Source organism: Streptomyces rectiviolaceus (assembly GCF_039533825.1).
GTDB lineage: Bacteria > Actinomycetota > Actinomycetes > Streptomycetales > Streptomycetaceae > Streptomyces > Streptomyces rectiviolaceus.
Genome location: NZ_BAAAUG010000029.1, coordinates 1 through 26,083, shown reverse-complemented (window position 1 = coordinate 26,083; position 26,083 = coordinate 1). Strand labels below are relative to the sequence as shown.

Below are 26,083 nucleotides of genomic sequence, written 5' to 3'. Positions count from 1 at the left end.
GAGATCTCCGGAGTCTCTAGCTGCTCCTCAGCTCCTTCAGCCGCGCCACGTCCGCCGCGTGCCCCTCCTTGCCGCCGGGCGTCTCGATGATCAGGGGTACGTTCGCGGTCGCGGGGTGGGCCATCAGTTCGCGGAAGGGCTCCTCGCCGATGTGGCCGGTGCCGATGTTCTCGTGGCGGTCCTTGTGGGCGCCGACCACGTCCTTGGAGTCGTTGGCGTGCACCAGCTTCAGGCGGCCCTCGCCGACGGTGTCGACCAGCAGGTCGAGGGTCTGCTTCATGCCGCCGGGACCGGCCAGGTCGTGGCCCGCCGCGAAGATGTGGCAGGTGTCCAGGCAGACCCCCAGCTTCGGGTGGGCGTCGAGCGCTTCGAAGTAGGGGCCGAAGTCCCAGGTGCGGGAGCAGAGCGAGAAGCCCTGGCCCGCGGTCGACTCCAGGAGCAGGAAGGGGTCGTCGTCGTGCGTCAGCTCGTCGAGCAGCGGCAGCATCCGGTCGCGCACCTGCTTCAGCGCGACCGCGCGGTCCCGGCCGCCGGTCGCCGAGCCGGTGTGCACGACGACGCCGAGCGCGCCGATCTCGCGGCCACGGCGCAGCGAGTGGCGCAGGGACTCCACGGACTTCTCGGCGGTCGCCTCGGTGTGCGAGCCGAAGTTGATCAGGTAAGGCGCGTGGACGTACGCGGGAATGCGCTCGGCGGCGCAGGCCGCGCGGAACGCTTCGTCCTGCTTCGGGTTGCCGGGCGGGGTCGCCCAGCCCCGCGGGTTGGCCACGAAGACCTGGACGGCCTCGGCGCCGAGATCACGGGCGTACGAAAGCCCTACGGAGGCGAGGCCGCCGGCCACGGGGACGTGACCGCCCACGGGATTGCGGGACGGGATGCTGGGGGAGTTGTTGCTGCTCACCCGCTCCAGGATGGCACGCGCGCGTGGGGGGTCCGTCGCCGGATCCCCCGAGCGCGCAGTGACGCGGGGGCGCCGAGGCAGGCCGGGCGCCCCCGCCGGTGGCTACCGGATCTTGATCGTGATCGTGGAGCCCTTGGGGGCGTCGTCGCCGCCCTCCACGGACTGGCTCTCCACCTTGTCCCCGAAGATGCCCAGGAGACCGCGGTCCTCGTCGACCTCGAAGCCCGCGTCCTCCAGGTCCTGCGTGGCGTCGTCGACGCTCATGCCCTCGACGTCCGGGACCTCGATCATCTCCGGGCCCTTGGAGAGCGTCAGCGTGACCGTGTCGCCCTCGGCGAGCCGCTTCTGGCCCTCCCTGGGGGACTGGTCGACGACCGTGCCCTTGTCCTCGTCGGAGTAGACCCGCTTCGTCTCGGTCTTGACCTTGAGGCCCAGGTCCTCGAGCTCGGCGGTCGCGTCGGCCTCGGAATCGCCCGTCACGTCGGGGACGTCGACCTCGGGGCCCTTGCTGACGACCATCGTGATGGCGGAGCCCGCCTTGCGCTTGGTGCCCGCCTTCGGGTCCGTGCTGATCACGGAGCCCCTGCGCACCTCGTCGCTGAAGGCCTTGGTCGTCATCCCGGGAGCGAGCCCGGCGTCCTTGAGCTTGTTCTTCGCCCCGGCCAGCGGGGTGCCCTTGAGGCCCGGGACCTTCACGATCTCGGGGCCCATCGAGACGGTCAGTGTCACCCGGCCGTTGTCACGGATGCGCTCGCCCGCCTTGGGGTCGGTGGCCATGACCGTGCCGCGCTTGTCTGTGTCGCTGTACGCGCGCTTGACGTCCTTCACCTCGAGCCCGGCTTCGCCGAGGCGCTTCTCGGCCGCCGCCTCGGTCTTCGCCAGGAGCGGCGGGACCTTCGTGAACTGGCCGGAGTTGATGTACCAGACGCCCGCGCCGAGGCCAAGGGCGAGAAGGACGGCGGCGACCACGGTCAGCGTGCGGCGGCGCGGATTGAGGCGCCGCCTGCGGTCGGGGGCGGCCGGTGGAGCGGGCGGCGGCGTCGCCAGGACGCTCGTGCGGTTGAGCTGGTCCTGCGGGTCCTGCCCGCTCTGCCGGTCCTGATCGCCGTCCGTGGGGAGCGGCAGCTGCACGGACCGCACCGCGCGCGGGATCACGCTCGTACGGTCGTCCGAGTTGTCGTGGTGTCCGTTCTCCGCGGTGAGTGCCTGCGGCGGCACCGCGTCCAGCTGATCCACGGAGAGCGCTGCCCGCGCCTGCCTGGCCTGCCCGAGGAGCGCCACCGCGTCGTGCGGGCGGACGTCGGGCGTGCGGGCGGTGGCGGACGCGACCAGCTCGTCGAGCTCGAAGGCGAGCCCCGGGACGACCGCCGACGGGGGCGGTACGTCCTCGTGGAGGTGCTGGTAGAGCACCTGGGCGGGCGACTCACCGGAGTGCGGCTTGGCGCCGGTCAGCATTTCGTAGAGCACGACGCCGCATGCGTACACATCCACACGCGTGTCGGCCGTGCCGTGCTCTATCTGCTCGGGTGCGAGATAGGAGACGGTCCCAAGGACCGTGCCGGTCGTGTTCGTGACGGTGTCCACCGCGCGCACGAGCCCGAAGTCGGCGACCTTGACCCGGCCGTCATCCCCTATGAGGACGTTCTCCGGCTTCATGTCGCGGTGCACGAACCCGGCGCGGTGCGCGGCGCCGAGCGCCGCGAGGACCGGCTCCAGGATGTCGAGGGCCGCGCGCGGCTGCAGGGCACCGCGCTCGCGGAGCACGTCACGCAGGGTGCAGCCGGCGATGTACTCCATCGCGAGATAGACGTACGCCCCGTCGGCCCCCTGGTCGTACACCCCCACCACGTTCGGGTGCGAGAGCCGGGCGACCGACTTCGCCTCGCGGATGAAGCGGTCGACGAAGGAGACGTCGGCGGCCAGCGTCGGGTGCATCACCTTGAGCGCGAGCACGCGGTCGAGGCGGGTGTCCACGGCCCGGTAGACCGTGGCCATCCCGCCGACCGCGATCCGCCCGTCCACGCGATAGCGGCCGTCGAGCACCTGCCCGACGAGCGGGTCCTGAAGGGTCGTGTCCACGCAGGGAGTCTACGAGCCACCGCCGACACCGTTGCCCGCCCGGGCTGGGTCGGGCCTCGACTGCAGCCGACCTGTAACAGGCACGGGACGCTCAGAAGGCGGGCCGCTCCGGATCGAGCCTGGCCATCCCCTCCGCGGGCGAGGACGCCTCGGCGAAGTGCCGCCGGGGGATCCGCCCGGCCCGGTACGCGAGCCGCCCCGCCTCGACCCCGTGCCGCATGCCCTCGGCCATGAGGACCGGCTCCTGCGCCCGCGTCACGGCGGAGGCGAGCATCACACCCGCGCACCCCAGCTCCATCGCGAGCGCCGCGTCGGACGCCGTCCCCGCCCCCGCGTCCAGGATCACGGGCACGCCCGCGCGTTCGACGATCAGCTGGAAGTTGTGCGGGTTGCGGATGCCGAGCCCGGAGCCGATGGGGGAGCCGAGCGGCATGATCGCCGCGCAGCCCACGTCCTCCAGCTTCCGGGCGAGGACCGGGTCGTCGTTCGTGTACGGAAGGACCGTGAAGCCGTCGTCGACCAGGGTCTCGGCGGCGTCGATGAGCTCGATCGGGTCGGGGAGCAGCGTGCGCTCGTCCGCGATGACCTCCAGCTTGACCAGGTCGGTGCCGAGCGCCTCGCGCGCGAGGCGGGCGGTCAGGACGGCCTCTCCCGCGGTGAAGCAGCCCGCCGTGTTCGGAAGCACACGGATGCCGAGCCGGTCGAGGACGGAGAGCACCGAGCCCTGCACGCCGGGATCGAGGCGGCGCATCGCGACCGTCGTCAGCTCCGTTCCGGAGGCGACGAGGGAACGTTCGAGGATGTCCAGGCTCGGCGCACCGCCCGTACCCATGATCAGGCGGGAGGAGAGGGTGAGCCCGCCGATGACGAAGGGGTCGTCTGCCATGTCGGTTCAGCCTCCTTGGACGGCGGTGAGGACCTCGACGCGGTCCCCGTCGGCGAGCGGGGTGGTGGACCACCGCGCGCGCGGGACGACGGTTTCGTTGAGCGCGGCGGCGACCCCGGACGGGGCCACGGTCAGGGTGGCGACGAGGGCTTCGAGCGTGGTGCCCGCGGCCACATCGCGTGCTTCTCCGTTCACGGAGACGGCTGTAACGGCGGAGAGAGTCATACGGGCTGCTCCATGAAGCGCTGCGTAAGGGGGTCGCGGACAAAGCGCAGGGGGGTGAACCCCCGTGCCTCGTCGGGCAGTTCACCGGTGGCAAGGGAGTGCGCCAGCACGTCACCGGTGACGGGCGTCAGAAGCACGCCGTTGCGGTAGTGGCCGGTGGCCAGCTGGAGGCCGGGGAGAGCGGTCGGGCCGAGCATCGGCGCGTTGTCGGGGGAGCCGGGGCGCAGGCCCGCGCGGGTCTCGGTCAGCGGCAGTTCCGTGATGCCCGGCACGAGTTCGTGGGCGTCCCGAAGGAGTTCGTACACGCCTCCCGCGGTGACCGTCGTGTCCCAGCCGAGCTCCTCGCTGGTCGCGCCGACGACGAGCTCGCCGTTCTCGCGCGGCACCAGGTAGACGTGGCTGCCGCGCACGACGGCGCGCACGGTGCGACTCAGGAACGGCGCGTACCGCTGAGGCACCGTGAGCCGCAGAACCTGCCCCTTCACGGGGCGCACGGGCGGCAGTACGCCCTCCGGGACACCTGCGAGGCGCCCGCTGAGGCTGCCCGCGGCGAGCACGGTCTGCCCGGCCTCCAGGACGGTGCCGTCGGCGAGGACGACCCCCGTGGCCCGGTCACCCGCGACCGAGAGGCGCCCCGCCCAGGCGCGGTGGAAGACGACGCCCGCCTGCTCGCAGGCGACGAGGAGCGCGGCGGAGAGCCTGCGCGGGTCGACCTGATGGTCCCCGTCGACGCGAAGGCCGCCCCGGACTCCCGGCGCGAGCATCGGCTCGAGGCGGCGGCACTCGCGCCCGCTCAGCCACTCCGACGCGAGCCCCGACCGCTCCTGAAGGGTGTGCAGCTCACGCAGGTGGGCGCGGTCGTCGGAGTCGAGCGCGACGGCGAGCGTGCCGCACGCGCGGTAGCCGAGATCGCGGCCGCTCGCCTCCATGAGCTCGGCCGCGAACTCGGGATAGCGCCGCGCGGAGGCCAGATTCAGGCCGAGCAGCGCCTGCTCGCCGTAGTGCAGCTCGGTGACAGCGGCCAGCATGCCCGCGGCGACCTGCGCCGCGCCGCCGCCCGGTTCGGGGTCCACGACCGCGGTGGACAGGCCGCGCTGCGCCGCCCGCCAGGCCGTGACCAGGCCGATGATGCCGCCCCCGACGACAAGGACGTCAGTCGTCTCTTGAGGTGATGTACGTGAATGCATGGGCGTCCAGCCCCTCCCTTCGCCGGCATGACCCGGATCAGGTTCGTACGGTCGGAGGCCGTCCAGCCTCCCTCTCAGCCCGGTGCGTCCGGGCTCCCGCGAGTGCTCTGCACGGCAACCTTAGCCTTTGGTGTCCCGGGGTAGGTAGGGCAGCTGTGCGGTCAGGGGCAGTGACGGTGTGTCAGAGATCTCCCCGTCGCGCTCTGAGGCGCGCGTCGCCCGCCGCCCTAGAGTGATCGGGTGAGTGAGCAGCGGAGGCAGGAAGAGCGCCGGGTCGTCGTCGTCGGAGCGGGGATGGCCGGGGTACAGACCGCCGTGGCCCTGCGCGAGCAGGGGTTCGCCGGTGCGGTCACCCTGATCGGCGCGGAACCCCATCAGCCGTACGACAGGCCGCCGCTGTCCAAGGCCGTGCTGCTCGGCAAGGCGGAGGGCTCCGCCTTCGACGTCGACTTCGAGGCGCTCGGCATCGGGCTGAGCCTGGGCCGCGAGGTCACGGGCGTGCGCCCCGCGGACCACGAACTGGACACCGAGCGGGGCCCGGTCCCGTACGACGCCCTCGTCGTCGCCACCGGCGCCCAGCCGATCCTGCTGCCCGGCGCCTCCGGAGTCCCCGGCGTCCATCTGCTGCGCACCCTCGACGACGCCGAGCGGCTGCGGCCCGTGCTCGCCGAGCAGCACCGCATCGTGGTCGTCGGCGCGGGCTGGATCGGCGCCGAGTTCGCGACCGCCGCGCGTGAGGCGGGCTGCTCGGTCACCGTCGTCGAGGCCGCCGAACGGCCGCTGGCGGGGGCGCTGCCCGCGGAGGTGGCGGCGCCGATGACGGCCTGGTACGCCGACTCCGGGGCCGAACTGCGCACCCACGCGCGCGTGCAGCGCGTCGAGCCCGGCAGCGTCCTCCTGGACGACGGCACCCGGCTGCCCGCGGACGCGGTCGTCGTCGGCATCGGCGCACGCCCCGCCACGGACTGGCTCACGGGCTCCGGCATCACCCTGGGCGCCCACCGGGAGATCGTCGCCGACGACCACCTGCGGACCTCGGAACCCGATGTGTACGCGGTCGGCGACTGCTCCTCCTTCCCTTCGGGAAGGTATGGCGAGCGCCTTCTCGTGCACCACTGGGACAACGCCCTCCAGGGCCCGCGCACGGTGGCGGCGAACATCATCGGCGAGACCCCTTCGGCGTACGACCCCGTCCCGTACTTCTGGTCCGAGCAGTTCGGCCGCTTCGTCCAGTACGCCGGCCACCACGCCTGTGCCGACGAGCTGGTGTGGCGCGGCGACCGGTCGAGTGCGGCCTGGACCGTGTGCTGGCTCCGGCGGGGCGCCCTGGTGGCCGTCCTGGCGGTGGGCCGTCCCAGGGACCTGGCGCAGGGCCGCAAGCTGATCGAGTCGGGCGCCCTCCTCTCCCCTGAGCTGGCGTCGGACCCCGCGGTGCCGCTGAAGAAGGCAGTGCTGTCGTGACCGAGGGGGGCGGCTGCCCGGCCGCTGTCGGTGCCCGGAGCTACGCTTGTCCCCGTGACCGAGATTGACGCAAAGACTGATGCTCTCGTCCCCGAGTGGCTCCACCTCCCCGACATCGCAGAAATGCTCGACGTCGAGGTGACGCGTGTGCGCCAGCTGGTCAAGGAGGGCCAGCTGATCGCCGTACGCCGTGGTGAGAACCGCGCGCTCGCGGTGCCGGCCGCCTTCATCGACGGCGACAAGATCGTCAAGGGTCTCACGGGCACCTTGACGCTCCTGAGGGACGACGGCTTCTCCGACGAAGAAATGCTGGAGTGGCTCTTCACTCCCGACCCGACCCTGCCCGGCACCCCCGCGCAGGCTCTGAGCGAGAATCGCGGCACGGAGGTGAAGCGCCGCGCCCAGGCGCTCGCCGTCTGACCGACACGGAAAACCGTTGCGTACGGGCCGCGCGTCCCCCGGGACACGCGGCCCGTAGGCCACCGACGACCGGGGGGACCTCTTCATGGCCACCAAGCCTGCCCGCGAGCAGCTCGCCGACGCCCGCCTCTACCTGTGTGTGGACGCCCGCAAGCGCCAGGGAGACCTTCCCGAGTTTCTCGACGCCGTACTCGGGGGCGGCGTCGACATCGTGCAGCTGCGGGACAAGGGCATGGAGGCGGCCGAGGAGCTCGAACACCTCCAGGTCTTCGCCGACGCCGCCCGACGGCACGGCAAGCTCCTCGCGGTGAACGACCGCGCGGACGTCGCGCACGCCATCGGCGCCGACGTGCTGCACCTGGGCCAGGGCGACCTGCCCGTGCCCGCGGCCCGCGCGATCCTCGGCGGCGATGACGGCGTAATCATCGGCCGTTCCACGCACGCCGATGCCGAGGCCGCCGCCGCGGCGACGCAGGACGGCGTGGACTACTTCTGCACAGGACCCTGCTGGCCGACCCCCACCAAGCCGGGCCGGCACGCCCCCGGGCTCGACCTGGTCCGGTACACCGCCTCGCTCGGCACGGACCGCCCGTGGTTCGCCATCGGCGGCATCGACGCGGGCAATCTGGACGAAGTGCTCGAAGCGGGCGCCCGCCGCGTCGTCGTCGTACGGGCGATCACCGAGGCGGACGATCCGGCGGCCGCGGCGGCCGACTTCGCGAAGCGGCTGCGCACGGCCTGATCGGCGATCTTCGGCCAACCTTCGGGGTGGTTGTCCGCAGGTTGGACGGGGATTGGCCGCTGGCGGTGCCCCGTCGCTAACCTGCCCGTATGGCCCTAGGCACTGCTTCCACCAGATCTGATCGCGCACGCACCGTGCGCGACATGCTCGCGACCGGCAAGACGACGTACTCGTTCGAGTTCTCGGCGCCGAAGACCCCGAAGGGCGAGCGGAACCTGTGGAACGCCCTGCGCCGGGTCGAGGCGGTGGCCCCCAGCTTCGTCTCCGTGACGTACGGAGCGGGTGGCTCGACGCGTGCGGGCACGGTCAAGGAGACGCAGCAGATCGTCGCCGACTCGACGCTCACACCGGTCGCCCACCTCACCGCGGTCGACCACTCCGTGGCCGAACTGCGCAACATCATCGGGCAGTACGCGGACGCCGGCATCAGGAACATGCTCGCGGTCCGCGGAGACCCGCCCGGCGACCCCCTCGCCGACTGGGTCAAGCACCCCAAGGGCCTTGAGTACGCCGCCGAACTCGTCCAGCTGATCAAGGAGTCGGGTGACTTCTGCGTGGGCGTCGCGGCCTTCCCCGCGATGCATCCGCGCTCGGCCGACTGGGACGCCGACGTCCGGCACTTCGTCGACAAGTGCCGCGCGGGCGCCGACTACGCGATCACACAGATGTTCTTCTATCCGGAGGAGTATCTGCGCCTTCGCGACCGGGTCGAGGCCGCGGGCTGTTCGACTCCGATCATCCCGGAGATCATGCCGGTCACGAACGTGCGCATGCTGGAGCGGCTGCCCCAGCTCAGCAACGCTTCCTTCCCGCCGGCTCTCAAAGAGCGCATCCTCACAGCCAAAGACGATCCGGCGGCTGTACGCTCCATTGGCATCGAGTTCGCGACGGAGTTCTGCGCGCGGTTGCTGGCCGAGGGTGTGCCGGGACTGCACTTCATCACCCTCAACAACTCGACGGCGACGCTGGAAATCTACGAGAATCTGGGCCTGCATCACCCGCAGGCCTGACCGGTCGTACCCCTGGGGCGGCGGCCGGGGGGAGAGGGGCGTACATGGGCTGGACGGTCCTCTACATCGCGTTCGGATGCGTCGCGCTGTGGCTGCTCGGCGAAGTGCTACTGCAGTACAAGGCGCGGCTGCGCTGGCGGCTGCTCGCCTTCGGCGGCTTCCTCGGCGTGGTCATCGGCGTGCTGCTGCCCTCGGTGGTTGTCATCGGGGCCGGCGCGATCGCCTTCGCCACGGGACAGACGTACGTGACGCTGTCGTTCCGCCGTGGCTTCTCGACCGGCTGGGCGCTCGGCGGCCAGCCCGGCCTGAGCAAGCGCCGCAAGACGCCGACGCGGGGCGCCGAGGCCACCCAGGACCCGACGCTCCAGGTCTCCGACCTCGAGTACGAGCAGGCGGGCCCGGCAGGACCGCCGCCCGAGGCCGCCCCCGGCACCGGGGTCTACGCGCCGGAGCCGCTGCCCGACGACACCGGGCAGTACGGCATCTACAGCGACACGGCGTACGCACAGCAGCAGTCCGCCCCGGCGGACGGCGGCTACGGCTACGACACGTACGCCACCGCGGGCTATGACCCCCAGCAGCCGTACGCGTACGGCGAGACGGGGCAGCAGCAGTACGCCGCGTACTCCGACCCGTACATCGGGACACAGACGTACGGCGGTCAGCAGAGCTACGACACGTACGGCGACCAGCAGCAGTACGCCCCCTACCCCGCCGCCGATCCGTACGCCACAGGGGCCGGGGCGTACAACGAGACGCCGCCCGGCGGGGTCTGGGTGCCCCAGCAGCGCAGCGTCGAGGACCCCTACGGCCAGTACGGCGGCGAACTCCCGCCGGAGCAGCCGTATCCGTACCAGGGCGAGCAGGCCCAGGGGAACGGTTACGACGCGGGGTACAACGAGCAGTACCGGTACTGATCCGGGGGCCTGCGGCGCTGGTCAGCGCCGCAGGCCGCTGTCGCTCACTGCGAGCCCCGGAAGTCCGGCCCCTCCACGATCAGCCCGGCGACCAGCGTGCCCGACATGCCCGCGTGCGGAAGCCCGCCGCCCGGGTGCGACCAGCCGCCGACCGCGAAGAGCCCCGGCAGGCGCGTGCTGTTGGCCGGATGGAGCAGCCGTCCTTCGCCCGCCGCGAGGGACGGGGGCGGGACCGCGCCGCCGTCCGCGCCGGTGGCCTCCGCGACATCGGCGGGGGTGCGGACCTCGTGCCACAGCAGGCGCTCCCGCAGTCCTGGCACCACGGCCTCGGCGCGGTCCAGGAGGCGCTCCACGTCCGCCTCTGTGACTTCCAGGTGCGCGGGCACCGTGGCCGTCAGCGTGACCGCCTCGTGCCCGGCGTCGGGCGTGAGCGCCGGGTCGTCGGGGCGCAGCACCGTGAGGGTGGGGGCCTGCGGCAGTCCGGGGCGGTCCCCGAAGAGCCGGTCGAGCTCGTCCTGGCGGTCGGGTGTGTGCAGCACCGTGCGGTGGGGTGTGCCGTCGGGCCTCGCGCCGGTGAGCGCGAGGAAGACCATGAGGCGGCTGGGGAGCCCGGAACGGGCCTGCACCTCACCCTCCGCCCGTATGTTCACACCGGATCCGCCGGGCGCGCCGGATACCCCGGACAGCAAGTCGTCCAGTGCACCGGGCGCGACACCGGCGACCACGAAGTCCGCCTCCGCCGCCGTCCCGTCGGCGAACTCGACGCCCGCCGCGCGGCCGTCCTTCTCGACGATCCGGGTGACGGGGGAGTCGAACGCGAACTCGACCCGCCGGGCGAGGCACCGCTCGTACACGGCCCGCGCGAGTGCGCGCATACCGCCGCGCACGGACCACGCGCCGAAGGTGTGCTCCAGATAGGGCAGGACGGCCGCGCTCGCCGGGGCCGCGCGGGGGTCGAGGCCGTGCGCGAGGGCGTACTGCTCGAGGAGCGCCAGGAGGCGTGCGTCGCCCCCCAGTTCGAGTTCGCCGACCTCGGTGAGGGTTCTCGCGCGGCGCTCGCGCCGCAGGAGGCGCTTGTGCGGCACCGAGGGGTAGGGCTCGCGGTCGGCGAGAACCTGCCAGTTCGGCCAGAGCGGCTCTTCCAGGAGGGGGCGCCGGGTGCGGTCCCACGCCTCACGGGCGCGGTTCATGTACGCCGACCAGGCGGCGCCCGCGCCGCTGCCGAGCGCCGCGTCGAGGGCCTCGCCGATGCCCGCGCGCGAGGCGTTCGGCAGATCGGCCGCCGTGCCGTCCGCGAAGACGTGCCGCACGGCGGGCTCCACCTGGGACAGCTCGACGCAATTCTCCAGCGGCTCTTTGCCCGTCTTGACGAACAAGTCGCGATAGACGGCGGGGAGATGCAGGAGGCCGGGGCCCGTGTCGAAGGCGAAGCCGTCCCGCTCTACGCTGCCGAGCGCGCCGCCGTACGTACCCGACCGCTCGTGGACCACCACCCGGTGGCCCGCGACGGCCAGCCGGGCGGCGGCCGCCATCGCGCCCATCCCGGCGCCGATCACCACAATCCGTGCCATGCCAGGGACTTTATCGGCCACCACTGACAGTCACGCCAGGAGCCCTCAGTCCGGCGGCCGTCCCCCGTGCGCCGCGAGCCGTCTCTCCTCGCGCCGCTGCGCCCTGCGCCGCAGGAACCGCCGGATCCGCGAGACCAGGAAGTACAGCAGGATCAGGCCGAGCACCAGCAGCACGGCCGCGATGATCGCCGCCGCCTCCGGATAGAACATCGCGAAGCTGACGATCCCACCGACCCCGAGATCCTCCGCCGTGCTCACGATGATGTTGCTGAACGGCTCCGGCGAGGTGTTGATCGCCATCCGCGTCCCGGCCTTCACGCAGTGGCTTGCCAGCGCGGTCGAACCGCCCACCGCCCCCGCCGCCAGGTCGGGCAGCGAACCGCTCTGGCCGGCGAGTAGAGCGCCCACCACGGCGCCGGACACCGGCCGGATCACGGTGTGCGCAGTGTCCCACACCGAGTCGACGTAAGGGATCTTGTCGGCGACGGCCTCGCAGGCGAACAGGACCCCGGCGACGATCAGCACATCAGGACGTTGCAGCGACTCGGGCACTTCGTCGGTGATCCCGGTCGCGCCGAAGACACCGAGCAGCAGGACCACGGCGTACGCGTTGATCCCGCTTGCCCAGCCGCTGGTGAAGACCAGGGGGAGTACGGACACGGACGCGATCGTAACCAGTCGGGAACGTCCCGGCCTGGGGATGAGCACCCAGGTCTGAGTATCCGTACCTAGTGATGGAGATGAGTACCAGCGCGGATGGGTCCCGACCTGCGAAGACGGAAGAGTGAGGGACACGGAGAAGGGCGCAGCGTCCGTACCGCCGACACGGGGCGGCGGAACGGCGCGGCGCCCTTAACCGCTCCTCCCACCCCACCGAAGGTGGGAGCGAGACACGGGGTGACGGACGGCGGCCCGGGGGATGACCACCCGGGGAGCCGGACGGGGGACTGCGGGGGAACACAAGAAGCGCCGGTCCGGTGCCGCCTGGAGATCAGGTGGCACCGGACCGGCGCCTTCTCGTGTGTGGCTCCGGGGACGGCTCAGCGTCCTCCGCTCACCCGGCCCTGCAGCAGTCGCGAGAGCGCCGAGTGCACGTCGTCGAGGGAGCGCTCCGGCTGGAAGGCCTGCCAGTCGAGCGCCGCCACCAGGACCATCCCGACGAGCGCGGCGGCCGTCAGGGGGATGTCGATCTCCTCGCTGAGCTCGCCGTTCTCGACGCCCGCGCGCAGGACGTCCTCGATGACGGCGACCGCCTGCTGCCTGACCACCATCAGGGTGGACTGCCAGGCACGGTTGGTGCGCCACAGCTCGGCGACGTACAGCTGGGTGAAGGCCGGATAGCGGTCGATGAAGACAAGGCCCGCCCGGATCATCGCGTCAAGGGCGTCGACCTGCCTGCCGCCGCTGCCCGCCGACTTCTCGGCCGCCTCCTTCAGAGAGGCGGTGAGCAGCCCGACGCCGTGCCGAAGCAGCTCTTCGAAGAGGACCGACTTGCTCGCGAAGTTGTAGTAGACCGTGCCCTTCGCGACCCCGGCCCGCTCGGCGATCTCGTCGACCGTCGTGGCCGAGAAGCCCTGCTCCGCGATGAGGGTGACGGCCGCTTCGTAGAGCTTCTGCCGGGTGGCCTCACGCCGGGTGCTGGTTGCGCTGCTGTCCATGGGCCTGATTCTCACAGGTCCTGGCGCCCGCACAGGCTCGGTTCCGGGTCTCACAGGCTCAGCTCCGGGTGCAGACGGTCCAGGGTCCACACCTGCTTGCGGCGCGCGGAGAGCGCCGTGAGCGCGAGGGCGCCCGCGGTGAAGGCCGTGAGGACCACGCACGCCTGCCAGACGGGGCCGAGTTCGCCGCCCGTGATGAGCCTGCGGAGGGCGTCGACGACGTAACTCATCGGCAAGAAGGGGTGGATCCAGCTGAAGAAGGCCGGACTCGTCTGGACGGGGTACGTGCCGCCCGCCGAGGTCAGCTGGAGCATCAGGACCGCGAGGACGAGGATCCGGCCTGCCGCCCCGAAGCGTGCGTTCAGCCACTGCACGATCGCCGCGAAGCAGCACGTCACCAGGCAGAGGAAGCCCACCGTCCCGGCCGCCCGCGCCATCTGCAGGCCGAGCCCCCAGTGCAGCACCGACATCAGGGCGGCCGTCTGCAGTACGCCGAGTGCGGCGACCGGCAGCCAGCCCGCGAACGCGATCCGCCAGGCGGAGGCGCCCGCGGCGAGCGCGCGCCGGTTGAGCGGCTGGATCAGCATGTACGCCACCATCGCGCCGACCCACAGGGACAGCGGGATGAAGTACGGGGCGAAGCCGGTGCCGTAGTTGGGCGCCTTGTGCATCGACTGGGAGGCGAGCTGCACCGGGTCGGCCATGACGTCGGTGCGCTGGTCGCGGTCCTTCTTGTCGTAGTCGGGGATCTTCTTGACGCCGTCGTGCAGCCCGCCGGACAGCTTCCCGGAGCCGTCGGCCAGCTTGAACATGCCGCCCTTGAGGTCGCTCGCGCCCGTCTTGAGCTTGCCGACGCCCGTGTCGAGGTCCGTGGCGCCGGTCTTGGCGGCACCGAGGCCCGTGTGCAGCTTCTTGGCGCCCGTGGCGACCTTCCCCGCGCCCGTGTTGAGGTCGTTGATCTGGGTGACGGCCTTGTCCAGGTCTTCGTTCAGGTGCGGCGCGCGGTCGGCGAGCGCCTGGGACTTCTTCTGCAGCGCGGCGAGGTGCTTGTCGAGCTTCTTGACGTCGCTGTTCTGGTCCTTGACCACGGTGTTCATGTCGTCCGCGATGGTCGAGACGTTCTCCGCGGCCGTCTTGGCCTTCTTGAGCTGCGGGCAGGCCGGGTCGGGGACCGGGAGGTTCTCGCAGCGCTCCGTGTAGAGGCCGCTGATGGTCTCGGACCCCTTCTTGGCGCCGTCGGCCGCCACGGGCGCGAGCTTGACCCAGGTGTCCAGGTTGCCGCGCAGGGCCTTGGAGGAGTCGGCCACGAGCTGGGCCGTGTCCCCGATGGTCTTGCCGTTGTCCTTCAGGAAGGGCCGCACCTCGTCCGCGGTGCCGTTGACCTTGTCGGCCAGCTTCTGGGTGCCGTCCGAGACCTTCTTCGAACCGTCCTGAAGGCGACCGGCGGCCTTGTCGAGCTTCTTGACGCCCCCGGCCAGGTCGCTGCTGCCCTTCTTGGCGTCCTTCAGTCCTGTCGCGAGCTTCTTCGAGCCCTTCTTGGCCTCGCCGATGCCGCTGTCGAGCTTGTCGGCGCCCTTGGCGGCCTTCTCCGTCGCCCCGTGGATGTCGGAGAACGAGATGAAGATCTTGTCGAGGAAGGAGCGCGAGGCCTTGGTGGAGGCCGCGGTGCGCACCTCGGAGAAGACCGTCCGGGAGATCTGCCCGACGATGTAGTTGTTGGCGTCGTTCGTACGGACCTGCAGGGCGCCCGTCTCCGGGGAGTCCCCCGAACTCGACGCGACGCGCTTGCTGAAGTCGGTCGGCATCGTCAGGGACAGGTAGTACGTCCCGTCCTCGACACCCGCGCGTGCCTCGGCGGAGCTCACCTCGTGCCAGTCGAACGTCTTGCTGTCCTCGAGCCCGTCGACGATGCCGTCGCCCACCGCGAGCTTCTTGCCCGCGGCCGTGGCGCCCTTGTCGTCGTTGACGAGCGCCACGGGTATGCGGTCGAGACGGCCGTACGGGTCCCAGAACGAGCACAGGTACAGCGCGCCGTACAGCAGGGGCAGCAGCAGGAGCGCGACGAGCGCCGCGCGGGGCAGCTTCCCCCTGCCGAAGCGCCTGAGCTCAAGCGAGGCCAGCTTCGGGGAGCGCATCCGCCGTCTCCTTGTCGTTGTTGTCGGTGGCGTTGTCGCTGTCGGTGGCGCCGTCGCCGTCGTTGTTGCTGTCGTCCGGGTCTTCCGATGCGGTCGGAGCCTCGGTGGACTTCCGGTCCGTGGACACGGCGACCGCGTCCTCAGGCGCTTCGTTGCAGACGGCCACGACAGTGGTGCCGCTCTCCGTGAGGGTCCTCAACAGGGCCCAGGCCTCGCCCCGTTCGGCGTCCGAGAGCTTCAGGTCGACGTCGTCGACGCCCAGCAGCCGTGGCCGCCCGATCAGGGCCAGGGCCACGGAGAGCCGCAAGGCTTCGAGACGCTCCAGGTCGCGCACAGAGGTCCGCCGCCCCTTGGGCAGCGACTCCATGTCGAGCCCGGCGGCGGCCAGCGCGGTGTCGATCCGCAGCCGCGCCTCGGCGGTCCGCTCGGCGCGCGGCCTCAGCAGACCCCGCAGGGAGCCGCCGAACCGCCGCTCCAGAAGCGCCCGTTCGTGCAGATGCTCGGCGACCGTCAGCGCCGGATCGAGATCCGTCACGCCGGGCACGGGTCCGAGCGCGCTGATCCGGCGCACCGCCGCGAGCTGCTTGGGCAGCCGGAAGCCCCCCACGGACGCCTCGCCTTCCGTGGGGCGCATCCGCCCGGTGAGCGCGAGCAGCAGACAGGTACGGCCCGACCCCGAAGGCCCCTCGACCGCGATCAGCGACCCAGGCCCGGCCTCGACATCGACCCCGCGGAACGCCCAGCCCCGCGGCCCCTTGAGCCCGAACCCCCGCGCTGTGACGGCGGCTCCCCGCGCGCCGTCGCTTGGCCCGTCCACAGTTCCCCCTCGCACCCTCTTTTGAACTGACTGGTCAGTGCAAAAACTAGCCCGAACCTGCGATCGAGGCAAAAGCGCAGGTCAGAGCTGATTGTCAGTGGCGTACTCCACGATGGGCACATACGGCCACTGCGCCGTTACGCGACGACAGGAGGTTCGTCATGGCCAGCACTTCCGCAGCAGCCGCACGTCGGCACCGCCCCGTCGGCCCTGTCCCTGTAGCGACCGGCCCCGCGAGCGACGTTCACCCCGTCCTGCGCCGGGCCACGGCTCCGCCCGCCGCACTCGAACTGCTCGCCCAGGCCCGCGCCGGCATCGACGAGGCCGCGCACCTGGAGACTCCGAACGAGCGCTATGCCACGGCCCACCTCGCGGCCCTGCGCACCGCCGCCGCGGTCCTGGCCGCCCGCGGCCGCCCCGAGGCGACCCCGCGACGCAGGCAGCGGATCCGGAGCGCCTGGGAAGTGCTCCCCGAGATAGCGCCCGAACTGACCGAGTGGAGCGCCCTGTTCGCCTCCGGCGCGGCGCGCAGGGCCCGCGCGGAGGCGGGCATACAGGGCGCGGCCACCGTCCGCGACGCGGACGACCTGCTGCGTGACGTGGCGATGTTCTTGCGCCTCGTCGAGCGGATGCTGGTGCTGCAGCCGGTGCTGCCCCAGCCGAGGCAGGAGGCGCCGGACGCGAGCCGGGACGGGTGACGGGACAGGTGACGGGGCAGTCGGCCGAAGGCAATAGGGTGGGAGCGCCCGCACCCTCCTCGCTGCCGCAACGGCAGGCGGAGGGAACCCCCTAGCTCCGCCGCGGACATGCGGTGGACGCGCCGAGGAGTCAACTGCCGTGTCGGACCCGATGCGCCCCCGCGCTTCTCTCCGTACCGCCGTGGTCTGGGAGGTCCTCAAGGACGCCCTCGACCGCCGGGTCAAGGCCACGGGCCGGGAGTCACACTCCCTCGACGTGCTCGACACCGGAGGCGGCAGCGGAAACTTCGCCGTGCCCGTCGCCCGACTCGGCCACCGCGTCACCGTCGTCGACCCCAGCCCGAACGCCCTCTTCGCGCTCGAGCGCCGGGCCGCGGAGGCGGGCGTCGCCGATCGGGTGCGCGGCGTCCAGGGCGACGTACACGGCCTCTTCGACGTCGTGGAGCGCGCCGGGTTCGACGCGGTCCTGTGCCACGGCGTCCTCGAGTACCTGGACGACCCCGCCGAGGGCGTGCGCAACGCGGTCAGCGCGCTGCGCCCCTCCGGCACCCTCAGCCTGCTCGCCGCCGGCCTCGGCGGGGCCGTGCTCGCCCGCGCGCTCGCCGGGCACTTCACCGAGGCCAGGCAGGCGCTCAGCGACCCGGCAGGACGCTGGGGCGACGGCGACCCCGTGCCCCGGCGCTTCACCGCCGAGCAGCTCACCGAGCTGGTCGAGGAATCGGGCGCCCGGGTCGACGCGGTGCACGGGGTGCGCGTCTTCGCGGACCTGGTTCCCGGCGTCCTGGTGGACACCGAGCCCGGCGCCCTGGAAGCCCTCCTCAAGCTGGAGGCGGCCGCCGCGGAGCTCGCCGCCTTCCACTCCGTGGCCACCCAGCTGCATGTGCTCGGTGAGACCCGGGATGCCGACGAGGCCTGACGTTCGCCCTGGCTGCCCCGCTGATCAGCGACGCAGCCGCACATGGAGTACGGCACATACCCCCCGAACGGGCTATGGGCGCCGTATGATCGAGGCAGACCGTCCGGCATGCCGGGCCGGCCGCTGGGGAATGCACGCTTCAGCGAGCCGGAGCGGCAGGGTGGTCCGGTTTGGCGAAGTTGGCGCAGAGGGGCGGGTTTCACGGGGGCGATTCCCTGCCTATCCTGAAGGGGACCCCCGGTCGCCCCGGCGACTGCACGATGAGGAGGACTCCGTGCCGCTCTCGGAGCACGAGCAGCGCATGCTCGAGCAAATGGAGCGAGCGCTGTACGCCGAAGATCCCAAGTTCGCGACAGCGCTCGAGGGAAGCGGGCTGCGTACGTACACCCGGCGACGGGTCTACCAAGCGGTCGCGGGCTTCCTTGTTGGTATCGCCCTTCTCATGGCCGGAATGGTCGCCCAGCAGATCTGGGTGAGCGTGGTGGGATTCCTCGTCATGCTGGGATGTGCGGTACTCGCCGTCACCGGATGGCGCAAAGCGCCAAAGCCGGGTGAACAGCCGGCTGCAGGTACGCCCACGGCACCGGGCAGCGCCCCGGCCCGTCGGGAGACCAGGCAGCGCCGGTCGATGATGGATCGGATCGAGCAGCGCTGGCAGCGCCGCCGCGACGAACAGGGCCAATGAGCTTTTAGCTTTTCCAGTCGCATGTAACGCATGTAAGGGGTGACCGCCCATGGGCGGTCACCCCTTACATGCGTCCTCTCACGTGACCCTCGGCCCTCAGCCCTCCTGCTGCGAAGGCCGCGACGGCCGCGAAGGCCTCCGCAGTGCCGTCCACCGCTTGGCGATCCGCTCGGACCACCGTTCCTTGAGCGCTGCCCAGCGGTCCGAGACGGCCCAGACCACCCGTGCGGCCGAACGCGGCGCGAGCGTCGCCCGCAGCCGGGCCGGGCGGCTCGCCGTGGCCTGCAGACCGTCGGCCACACGGCGCACGTCGTCGCCGAGCCCTGCCGTCGGCTGCGGCCGTGGGGCGTAGAGCACCTGTTCGACCGCAGCGGCCAGGCGATGGACGGACTCCGCGGGTGCCGCGGTGAGCTGTCCGATGCGTACGATCCGGGCCGCGGCCTTGCGCGGGGTCTGCGACTCGTCCGGCGTGATCCCGTGGTCCCAGGCCGTATCGGTGACTTCGAGCCAGGCGGCAAGGGTCCGTGCGGCCGCGTCCGCCTCCGTACGTCCGGGCGAGCCCAGGCGCACCGCGCGGATCCGCTTGCGCCACAGCATCGGAAGCAAGGGCACGCCGAGGACCACAAGCGCCCCCAGGGCCACGGCCACGATCATGCCGATCGGCGGTCCTTCGCCGCCCGAGCCGCCCGCGATCGCCGGGGCCGAACTCGCGCAGCCGCCCTGCTTCTGCTGGTCGGGCGGGCAGCCCGTGGAGGCCGACGGCACGTCGGACGGCGCCGACGACGAGGTCGGCTCGGGCGACGCCGGGTCGCTCGCACCGTCGGACGGGGTGTCCGGGCGCGTGTAGTCCGGCACCGTGCCGCGGTTCGGGGTCGGCTCGAAGCGGGTCCAGCCCACGCCCTCGAAGTACAGCTCGGGCCAGGCGTGCGCGTCCCGCAGACCGACCGACATCGAACCGTCAGCCTGCGCGGCGCCGGGCGTGAAGCCCACCGCTACGCGCGCCGGGATGTCCAGGGTCCGCGCCATCGAGGCCATGGCGAACGAGAAGTGGACGCAGAAGCCTTCCTTCTGCTCCAGGAAGCGGGCGATGGCCGCCGGGCCGCTGCCCGCCCGTACCTGCGTGTTGTACGTGAAGCCGCCCTCGGAGGCGAACCAGTTCTGGAGCTTGACCGCCTTCTCGTAGTCGTTCGACGAGCCCTTGGTGATCTTGCGGGCCTCGGAGGCCACCACGGGCGGCAAGGAGCCGGGCACCTTGGTGAACTCTTCCGCGATCTGCCTGGGCGGCTCGGACGCGTTGGCCAGCTGCTCGGCCGTGGGCTCCACGATGAGGCTCTTGACCGAGTACTGCGCGCCGCGCGTCGTCTGGCCGCGGTCACCCACCAGGGCGCGCCCCACCGGCTCGTACCGCCAGCGGCCGTTGATCTTCACCTCGCTCGCCGGGTAGGGCATCGGCAGCCAGTTCTGCGCGTAGCTGTCGGCGGCCGAGATGTTCGTCTGGATCTCGCTCCTGGGGACGTCGGGGTAGAGCCCGGGCGGGTCCTCCAGGCGCGGCGGTACGTCCTCGATGCTGCGGACGGTGGTCTTCCAGGTCGTGCCGTCGAACTGGTCGAGGGAGACGATCCGCAGGTAGAGGTTCTCGGTCTCCTTGGCGTTCGTCTTGTACGAGATGACCTCGCGGTCGTCCGGTTCGTTCAGGCTGTCCTGGAGCGCGACCAGCGGATTCACCGCGGAGATCGTGCCGCCACCGCCGGAACCCGAGCCTCCGGCGCCACCGGAACCGTCGAGGAGCCCGCCGTCCAGGGCGGGCAGCGCGAGCGGCACCACCAGGGCGATGCCCAGGGCCACCGCGCCGATGCGCCGCCCCGTGCGGACCGGCGCGATCGCTCCGCTGTCGGTCTCCAGGCCTCCGGAGATCCGGCCTGGCGCGCGCGCCGCGCCCCCGAAGACCCGCCCCCACTGGGAGAGCCGGTCCCGGCCCTCCGCCAGGAGCAGCAGCAGATACCCGGCGGCCGCGAGCAGGAACCACAGCCACCCCGCCCCGTCCCCGGAGAGCCCCGCGGCGACCGAGTACAGCGCGAGCAGCGGAAGACCCGCGGGCGCTGCCGTACGGAACGTCACCGCGAGGGCGTCCACCGCCAGGCCGATCACCAGGACGCCGCCGACCAGCATCAGCCGGATGCCGTCACTGAGCGGCGCCGGGATCGCGTACTGCCCGACGTCGTTGCCGCCCGCCTCGAGGAGCAGCCCGAACTCCCGGAACACGTCCGGGCCGGGCAGCACCCCGCCGATCGCCTGCCCGCGGGCGAACACCAGCGTCAGGAGCAGCAGGGTCACAAGCGCCTGCACCGCGACCGTGACCGGCCGGGCCAGCGGGACCCGCCGGGTGAGCGCGCCCACGCCGCTCTGCAGCGCGAGCAGGATCGCCGCCTGGACGAACCACGTCGCCGGATCGACGAGCGGCAGCAGCGCCCCCGACGCCATCAGCGTGGCCGCCGTGGCACAGAGCGCGAGTCGCGCGCGCCCACTCATGAACGTCCCCCTGTTGTCGTGCCTGCGGTCCTGCCGGACCGGCAGCCGCTCATCCCCAGCCCCCGGTCGGCGTCCCCGCCGCCGGAGCCGGGCCCGTGCTGGCCCGCAGATGGTCCGCCTGGCGCCACAGGTCCACCAGGCCGACCCCAGGAGGTACCGCCACGGCCGTCCAGCCCGCCTCGCGCAGCATCCGGACCCGCTCGTCGCCGGGGCCCGGGAGAGCGCCGCCGGGGCCCTGGGCCCAGGCCGTGCTGTCCAGGACGAAGGCGACCGCGGCGCCGCTGCGCTGCCGCATCTTGGCGGCCACCGTCGCCTGCTCCTCGTCGAGGTCGCCGAGGAAGGCGATCAGCAGGCCTTCGTTGCCCCCGCGCAGCACGTCGTACGCGGGAGAGAGCCCCGCGCCGTCCGAGTGGTCGATCACCGCGAGGGTGTCCATCATCAGTCCTGCCGCGTCCGCCGACTCCTGGCTGGCGCCCGCGAAACCGTCCGAGCCCTCGCCGGGCACGGAATTTCCGGTGTCGGTCAACAGCCGTACCGAAAAGCCCCGTTCGAGCATGTGCACCAGGGCGGACGCCGTGCCCGACACCGCCCACTCGAAGGCCGAGTCAGGGCCCGCGCCCCGGAAGGCGTGCGCCCGGGTGTCCAGGAGCACCGTGCAGCGGGCCCGCTGCGGCTGCTCCTCGCGGCGCACCATCAGCTCGCCGTAGCGAGCCGTGGAACGCCAGTGGACGCGGCGCAGGTCGTCGCCGTGGCGGTAGCCCCGAGGGATCACGTCGTCCTCGCCCGCGAGGGCGAGCGAGCGGTGCCGCCCGTCGCCGTACCCCTTGGCCTCGCCGGTCAGCCGCACCGGAGGCAGCGCATCCACGCGCGGGATGACCGTCAAGGTGTCGTACGTCGAGAAGGAGCGGGTCAGTTCGCACATCCCGAAGGGGTCCGTCAGACGGAGCTGGAGCGGGCCGAGCGGATAGCGCCCGCGCAGGTCCGAGCGGACGCGGTAGGACACCTCCCTGCGGCCCCCCGCCTCCACCCGGTCGAGCACGAACCGGGGCCGCGGCCCCAGGACGTAGGGCACCCGGTCCTGGAGCATCAGGAGGCCCGTGGGCAGCCGCGAGACGTTGTCCATCCGCAGATGGACACGGGCCTCCGAACTGGCGGGCACGCGCGCGGGGGAGAGCCTGCGGCTGCCCGCGACGCGGTAGCGGGTGCGGTAGAGCACCATCGCGCACACCAGCGGCAGGACGGCGAGCAGCAGCCCGACCCGGAGCAGATCACTCTGTCCCAGGACGTACGCGCAGACGGCGGCGGCGATCCCGGCCGCGAGGAACGAACGCCCGCGCGTGGTAAGGCCCGCGAGCGCGGTCCGCAGTCCGCCCTTGCCCTCCTCGTCCTGCGCCGGCTGCGGCCCCCCGGCCGCCATCACAGCCTCCGCGCGCCGGGCGGCTGCTGATTGAAGTAGCCGCTGTTCGGCTGGACGGCGGCCGGGACGGGCGTGCGCTGGAGGATCTCCAGGACGACCGATTCGGCCGTACGACGGTTCAACTGGGCCTGTGCCGTGGGCAGCAGCCGGTGCGCGAGCACCGCCACGGCGAGGGCCTGGACATCGTCCGGTAGGGCGAACTCCCGGCCGCTGAGCGCCGCGGAGGCCTTGGCCGCGCGCAGCAGGTGCAGCGTCGCGCGCGGGGACGCCCCGAGTCTCAGGTCCGGGTGGTTTCGGGTCGCCCCGACCAGTTCCACGGCGTACCGCCGTACCGGATCGGCGACGTGGACCGTGCGGACCGCGTCGATGAGCTTCACGATGTCGTGCGCGTGCGCCACCGGCTGGAGGTCGTCGAGCGGCGATACACCGCCGTGCACGTCCAGCATCTGCAGCTCGGCATCCGGGCTCGGATAGCCGATCGAGACGCGCGCCATGAAGCGGTCGCGCTGCGCCTCGGGCAGGGGATAGGTCCCCTCCATCTCGACGGGGTTCTGCGTCGCCACCACCATGAAGGGGCTCGGCAGTTCATAGGTCTGCCCGTCGATGGTGACCTGGCGCTCCTCCATGGACTCCAGGAGCGCGGACTGCGTCTTGGGAGACGCGCGGTTGATCTCGTCGCCGATCACGATCTGCGCGAAGATCGCGCCGGGCTTGAACTCGAAGTCCCGGCGCTGCTGGTCGAAAATGGACACACCAGTGATGTCCGACGGCAGCAGGTCAGGCGTGAACTGGATGCGCCGCACCGAACAGTCGATGGACCGCGCCAGTGCCTTGGCGAGCATGGTCTTGCCCACGCCCGGTACATCCTCGATCAGCAGATGCCCCTCGGCGAGGAGCACGGTCAGCGAAAGCCGTACGACCTCTGGCTTGCCCTCGATCACACCCTCGACCGACCCGCGGACACGCTCCGCTGTGGCGGTCAGATCTGTGAGGCTCGCTCGATCGTCATAGGTCGTCACCCGGCCCTCCTCGGACACGTTCTCCGGGCCGACGCCATGTGTGCGGCCCGGCCCACCCCGAATCACGGACACCACGCGTGAATCGTTCAGCGCGGTGCCCCACCCCGCATTCTTGTTGGGCATACCGGGTTGTGTCACTCGCCCGCGGATAACTGGCGGCGATATGTCGGGTCTTGCGGCCTTTTGGTTGCCGAGTCGATCCGGAAACGTCCGGTCCGGACCCGGTCACTCAGGGTCGATCTCCCGCAGCAGACCCGTGGTCACATCGAAGACGAATCCCCGCACATCGCCGGTGTGCAGAAGGAACGGCGAGGTCCGCACGCGCTGCATCGACTGCCGCACGTCCTGGTCGACGTCGCGGAAGGCCTCCACCGCCCAGGCGGGCCGCTGGCCGACCTCGAGCTCGAGCTCGTGCCGGAACTCCTCGGTGAGGCTCTCCAGGCCGCAGCTGGTGTGGTGGATCAGTACGACACTCCGCGTGCCGAGGGCGCGCTGGCTGATCGTCAGGGAACGGATGACGTCGTCGGTGACCACGCCGCCCGCGTTGCGGATGGTGTGGCAGTCACCCAGTTCGAGGCCCAGCGCGTCGTGGAGGTCGATGCGGGCGTCCATGCAGGCGACGACGGCCACGCCCAGGACGGGGCGTGCGTCCATGCCGGGGTCGGTGAAGCCGGAGGCGTACCGGTGGTTCGCCTCGACGAGGCGGTCCGTGACGGTGCCGCCGGTGGCTATGTCACCGATCGGCTCTGCGGGAGTGCGGCCCGTAGGGGATGCGGAAGTCGACATGACTATGACGTTAGTCGTCACTGATCGCCCGGGCCCGCTGTGAGAAGGGACAAAGAACGTCAATGAGTCTTGTTGTGAGCTAACCCACAGGGGTGGAGCGGCTACCCCCGAACGGGTGACGGAGTGCGATTCGCGGCTCCTGCGACGACCCGTCCGCGACGCGCAGGCCAGTTGATTGACCGGGCGACAGGGTGGACTAAAGTGACGCGAAGTGGGAGGGCCGTGACCTGCTCCCCGCTGGAATGTTCACCCCGGGGATTCCTGTAATCCCCCCGCGTGCGCGGTGCGTACGTACGGCTCGGCCTCCTCCCGCTCCCGGTCGGCTGACGCCACTTCCCCGGCGCCAGCAGGCCATTCCCCTTCTCGAGCGGGCGGGGACCCGGCCGTGCGCACGACTCGCCGCGCCGGACCTGAGAGGGCCCTTTGAGCCAGACCCGACATGTCCCGGTGATGCTCCAGCGATGCCTGGACCTGTTGGCTCCCGCGCTCGCCGAGCCGGGCGCGGTCGTCGTCGACTGCACCCTCGGACTCGGCGGCCACAGCGAGGCGCTGCTTTCCACCTTCCCGTCGGCCCGCCTCATCGGCCTCGACCGCGACAAGGAAGCGCTGCGGCTCTCCGGGGAGCGGCTCGCCCCCTTCGGCGACCGGGCCGAACTGGTGCACGCGGTCTACGACGAGCTCCCCGACGTGCTCGACCGGCTCGGCATCGCCAAGGTCCAGGGCGTCCTCTTCGACCTCGGCGTCTCCTCCATGCAACTCGACGAGGCGGACCGCGGGTTCGCCTACGCGCAGGACGCGCCCCTGGACATGCGCATGGACCAGACGACCGGAATGAGCGCGGCCGAGGTCCTCAACACGTACGCACCGGGCGAACTGGTGCGGATCCTGCGCCAGTACGGCGAGGAGAAGCAGGCCAAGCGGATCGTGAGCGCCGTCGTGCGCGAGCGCGAGAAGGAGCCGTTCAGCAACAGCGCGCGGCTCGTCGAGCTGATCCGTGACTCCCTGCCGCAGGCCGCCAAGCGCACCGGCGGCAACCCCGCCAAGCGCACCTTCCAGGCCCTGCGCATCGAGGTCAACGGCGAGCTGAGCGTCCTGGAGGCAGCCATCCCCGCTGCCGTGAAGACGCTCGCCGTCGGCGGCCGCATCGCCGTCCTCTCGTACCACTCGCTCGAGGACAGGCTGGTCAAGCAGGTGTTCGCGGCCGGTGCCGCGACGACCGCGCCGCCCGGCCTGCCGGTCGTCCCCGAGCGCTACCAGCCCCGGCTCAAGCTGCTCACGCGCGGCGCGGAACTCCCCACCGAGGAAGAGGTCGCCGAGAACCGCCGGGCGGCCCCGGCACGGCTGCGGGGTGCGCAGCGCATCCGCGAGGAGACTCCGTGAAGCGCGCCCGCCGGGAGCATCCGTGAACGGCGTCCCTGAGGAGGCCCCATGAGCAAGAAGCCCGAGCTGCGCGGGAGGGCCGCCCGGCTCGCGCGGCTCCTGCCGTCGGGGCCGAGCCAGGCCGCGCGCACGCCCTTCGTGCTGCTCGTCGTGCTGCTGCTCGGCGGCGGTCTGATCACGCTGCTCATCCTGAACTCCTCGCTCAACGAAGGCTCGTTCCAGCTGAGCGAGCTCAAGAAGGAGACGACGGAGCTCACGGACCAGGAGCAGGAGCTCCAGCGGGACGTGGACGCCTACGCCGCTCCTGACGCCCTGCAGCGCCGCGCCCGTGAGCTCGGCATGGTGCCGGGCGGCGACCCGGCCTTCCTGAACCCTGACGGCACCGTGCGCGGCGTTCCCGGCACCGCCGAGCAGTCCGCGCTGCGGAGCGACCCGCGCCCGCAGGAGGTGGCGTCCCCGGCGCCCTCGGTCTCGATCCCGCCGCCGACCACGCCGCCGCCCTCGCAGCCCCAGGCATCCCCGGCCCTCTCGGACGCCACGCCCACCCCCTCCGCGAAGCCCGGCCCCACGATCTCCGGCAGGTGACGTAAGTGACGGACCGTCAACCCCCGCGACGCAGGGTCCCGGGTCCCGCGCGGCCCTCG

24 protein-coding genes and 1 riboswitch are annotated in these 26,083 nt (G+C 71.9%); of the genes, 10 read left to right on the top strand and 14 right to left on the bottom strand.

From position 1 onward, the window contains the following. Window positions 1–16: 16 nt before the first annotated feature. The 5 genes from ABD378_RS09770 to thiO all read right to left on the bottom strand — a co-directional run bounded on the left by ABD378_RS09770 (window position 17) and on the right by thiO (window position 5,278). Complete coding sequence (locus ABD378_RS09770) at window positions 17–901, bottom strand: deoxyribonuclease IV (RefSeq protein ID WP_344520165.1); 885 nt, start codon at window positions 899–901, stop codon at window positions 17–19. A gap of 102 nt (window positions 902–1,003) precedes the next feature. Next, window positions 1,004–2,980 carry a Stk1 family PASTA domain-containing Ser/Thr kinase gene (gene pknB, locus ABD378_RS09765; protein ID WP_344520163.1) on the bottom strand — a complete coding sequence of 659 codons (1,977 nt, stop codon included), beginning with the start codon at window positions 2,978–2,980 and terminating at the stop codon, window positions 1,004–1,006. Between the two features lie 91 nt (window positions 2,981–3,071). Next, entirely contained in the window at window positions 3,072–3,866 is a 795-nt protein-coding gene (locus ABD378_RS09760; protein WP_344520162.1) for a thiazole synthase, read from the bottom strand. A 6-nt stretch (window positions 3,867–3,872) separates the two neighbouring features. Further along, window positions 3,873–4,091 (bottom strand): sulfur carrier protein ThiS, encoded by a 219-nt coding sequence (gene thiS, locus ABD378_RS09755; RefSeq protein ID WP_344520161.1) that lies wholly within the window; start codon window positions 4,089–4,091, stop codon window positions 3,873–3,875. After that, complete coding sequence (thiO, locus tag ABD378_RS09750) at window positions 4,088–5,278, bottom strand: glycine oxidase ThiO (protein ID WP_344520160.1); 1,191 nt, start codon at window positions 5,276–5,278, stop codon at window positions 4,088–4,090. The genes thiS and thiO overlap by 4 nt, the downstream gene beginning before the upstream one ends. Further along, a riboswitch (TPP riboswitch) is annotated at window positions 5,276–5,388 on the bottom strand. Its footprint overlaps the gene before it by 3 nt. Window positions 5,389–5,572: 184 nt before the next feature. Here thiO and ABD378_RS09745 point away from each other — a divergent pair. The 5 genes from ABD378_RS09745 (at window position 5,573) to ABD378_RS09725 (ending at window position 9,828) form a co-directional block, all read left to right on the top strand. Next, window positions 5,573–6,739: an NAD(P)/FAD-dependent oxidoreductase gene (locus tag ABD378_RS09745; RefSeq protein WP_344520239.1), complete on the top strand. Its 1,167-nt coding sequence runs from the start codon at window positions 5,573–5,575 to the stop codon at window positions 6,737–6,739. Window positions 6,740–6,793: 54 nt separating this feature from the next. Next, the gene (locus tag ABD378_RS09740; protein WP_249590410.1) at window positions 6,794–7,159 is read left to right on the top strand and encodes an Rv2175c family DNA-binding protein; all 366 of its coding nucleotides are present in this window, start codon (window positions 6,794–6,796) and stop codon (window positions 7,157–7,159) included. A gap of 85 nt (window positions 7,160–7,244) precedes the next feature. Beyond that, window positions 7,245–7,901, top strand: coding sequence for a thiamine phosphate synthase (thiE, locus tag ABD378_RS09735; RefSeq protein WP_344520159.1), 657 nt, complete (start codon window positions 7,245–7,247; stop codon window positions 7,899–7,901). Window positions 7,902–7,990: 89 nt separating this feature from the next. Next, a complete protein-coding gene (gene metF / locus ABD378_RS09730; protein WP_344520158.1) occupies window positions 7,991–8,911 on the top strand; it encodes a methylenetetrahydrofolate reductase [NAD(P)H] in 921 nt (306 codons plus the stop codon). A 44-nt stretch (window positions 8,912–8,955) separates the two neighbouring features. Beyond that, window positions 8,956–9,828: a hypothetical protein gene (locus ABD378_RS09725; RefSeq protein ID WP_344520157.1), complete on the top strand. Its 873-nt coding sequence runs from the start codon at window positions 8,956–8,958 to the stop codon at window positions 9,826–9,828. Window positions 9,829–9,872: 44 nt separating this feature from the next. Here the strand turns inward: ABD378_RS09725 and ABD378_RS09720 are convergent, their stop codons facing one another. The 5 genes from ABD378_RS09720 to ABD378_RS09700 form a co-directional block, all read right to left on the bottom strand. After that, complete coding sequence (locus tag ABD378_RS09720) at window positions 9,873–11,399, bottom strand: phytoene desaturase family protein (RefSeq protein WP_344520156.1); 1,527 nt, start codon at window positions 11,397–11,399, stop codon at window positions 9,873–9,875. Window positions 11,400–11,444: 45 nt separating this feature from the next. Then, window positions 11,445–12,059: a DUF4126 domain-containing protein gene (locus tag ABD378_RS09715; protein ID WP_344520155.1), complete on the bottom strand. Its 615-nt coding sequence runs from the start codon at window positions 12,057–12,059 to the stop codon at window positions 11,445–11,447. Window positions 12,060–12,439: 380 nt separating this feature from the next. After that, entirely contained in the window at window positions 12,440–13,057 is a 618-nt protein-coding gene (locus tag ABD378_RS09710; protein WP_344520154.1) for a TetR/AcrR family transcriptional regulator, read from the bottom strand. A 50-nt stretch (window positions 13,058–13,107) separates the two neighbouring features. Beyond that, on the bottom strand, window positions 13,108–15,192 hold the full coding sequence (locus ABD378_RS09705) for a YhgE/Pip family protein (RefSeq protein WP_344520153.1): 2,085 nt from the start codon (window positions 15,190–15,192) through the stop codon (window positions 13,108–13,110). Continuing rightward, entirely contained in the window at window positions 15,164–16,009 is an 846-nt protein-coding gene (locus ABD378_RS09700; RefSeq protein WP_344520152.1) for an ATP-binding cassette domain-containing protein, read from the bottom strand. The genes ABD378_RS09705 and ABD378_RS09700 overlap by 29 nt, the downstream gene beginning before the upstream one ends. Before the next feature lie 161 nt (window positions 16,010–16,170). Between ABD378_RS09700 and ABD378_RS09695 the strand changes: the two genes are divergently transcribed. From ABD378_RS09695 to ABD378_RS09685, 3 genes are all read left to right on the top strand, one after another. Then, window positions 16,171–16,707 (top strand): SAV_6107 family HEPN domain-containing protein, encoded by a 537-nt coding sequence (locus ABD378_RS09695; RefSeq protein ID WP_344520151.1) that lies wholly within the window; start codon window positions 16,171–16,173, stop codon window positions 16,705–16,707. Window positions 16,708–16,846: 139 nt separating this feature from the next. After that, the gene (locus ABD378_RS09690) at window positions 16,847–17,623 is read left to right on the top strand and encodes a methyltransferase (protein WP_344520150.1); all 777 of its coding nucleotides are present in this window, start codon (window positions 16,847–16,849) and stop codon (window positions 17,621–17,623) included. 274 nt (window positions 17,624–17,897) lie between these two features. Then, window positions 17,898–18,308, top strand: a complete 411-nt coding sequence (locus ABD378_RS09685; RefSeq protein WP_344520149.1) for a DUF3040 domain-containing protein — start codon at window positions 17,898–17,900, stop codon at window positions 18,306–18,308. A 96-nt stretch (window positions 18,309–18,404) separates the two neighbouring features. Here ABD378_RS09685 and ABD378_RS09680 read toward each other — a convergent pair whose 3' ends face one another. The 4 genes from ABD378_RS09680 to ABD378_RS09665 form a co-directional block, all read right to left on the bottom strand. Next, window positions 18,405–20,837 carry a transglutaminase TgpA family protein gene (locus tag ABD378_RS09680; protein WP_344520148.1) on the bottom strand — a complete coding sequence of 811 codons (2,433 nt, stop codon included), beginning with the start codon at window positions 20,835–20,837 and terminating at the stop codon, window positions 18,405–18,407. Between the two features lie 49 nt (window positions 20,838–20,886). Further along, entirely contained in the window at window positions 20,887–22,254 is a 1,368-nt protein-coding gene (locus ABD378_RS09675) for a DUF58 domain-containing protein (RefSeq protein ID WP_344520147.1), read from the bottom strand. Continuing rightward, complete coding sequence (locus tag ABD378_RS09670) at window positions 22,254–23,273, bottom strand: AAA family ATPase (protein WP_344520146.1); 1,020 nt, start codon at window positions 23,271–23,273, stop codon at window positions 22,254–22,256. Before ABD378_RS09670 ends, ABD378_RS09675 begins: the two co-directional genes overlap by 1 nt. Window positions 23,274–23,498: 225 nt before the next feature. Continuing rightward, window positions 23,499–24,122 (bottom strand): beta-class carbonic anhydrase, encoded by a 624-nt coding sequence (locus ABD378_RS09665; protein ID WP_344520145.1) that lies wholly within the window; start codon window positions 24,120–24,122, stop codon window positions 23,499–23,501. Window positions 24,123–24,482: 360 nt separating this feature from the next. Between ABD378_RS09665 and rsmH the strand changes: the two genes are divergently transcribed. Next, window positions 24,483–25,439, top strand: a complete 957-nt coding sequence (gene rsmH, locus ABD378_RS09660) for a 16S rRNA (cytosine(1402)-N(4))-methyltransferase RsmH (RefSeq protein ID WP_344520144.1) — start codon at window positions 24,483–24,485, stop codon at window positions 25,437–25,439. Between the two features lie 48 nt (window positions 25,440–25,487). Then, on the top strand, window positions 25,488–26,024 hold the full coding sequence (gene ftsL, locus ABD378_RS09655) for a cell division protein FtsL (RefSeq protein ID WP_344520143.1): 537 nt from the start codon (window positions 25,488–25,490) through the stop codon (window positions 26,022–26,024). Window positions 26,025–26,083: the final 59 nt, after the last annotated feature.